The 318-nt window shown below is 69.5% G+C and carries 1 pseudogene; it reads right to left on the bottom strand.

Annotated features, from left to right (window positions below):
• A pseudogene (locus tag UK12_RS42485) lies at positions 1–318 on the bottom strand (DNA-binding protein); the annotation flags it as partial.

The following is a 318-nucleotide window of genomic DNA, read 5'->3' as shown; positions in this document are numbered from 1 at the left end:
CGCCCAGGATGTACAGGTGGATCAGGCTGGTGCCGTCCGCCTTGTAGAGCACCAGCAGTACGACGGCCACCACCGCGAGGGCGATGATGACGTTGGAGAAGGCCAGCCGGTCGACGCGGGTGTGCATCTGCACGGGCAGGTAGAGGTGCTGGGCGACGAGCGAGGTCAGCCGCGGGACGACGTTGAAGGCGGTGTGCGCGGCCAGGAGCAGGAGGCGCGCGGTGCCCGCCCGGACCAGGTAGAAGAGGATACGCTGGTCCCGGCCGACGATGGAGGCGGCCAGCTGGCCGACCAGCGTCGGCTGGGCGAAGGTCTTGC

It is taken from the genome of Saccharothrix sp. ST-888 (assembly GCF_000955975.1).
Taxonomy (GTDB): Bacteria; Actinomycetota; Actinomycetes; order Streptomycetales; family Streptomycetaceae; genus Kitasatospora.
This window is presented reverse-complemented; position numbering and strand designations above follow the sequence as displayed.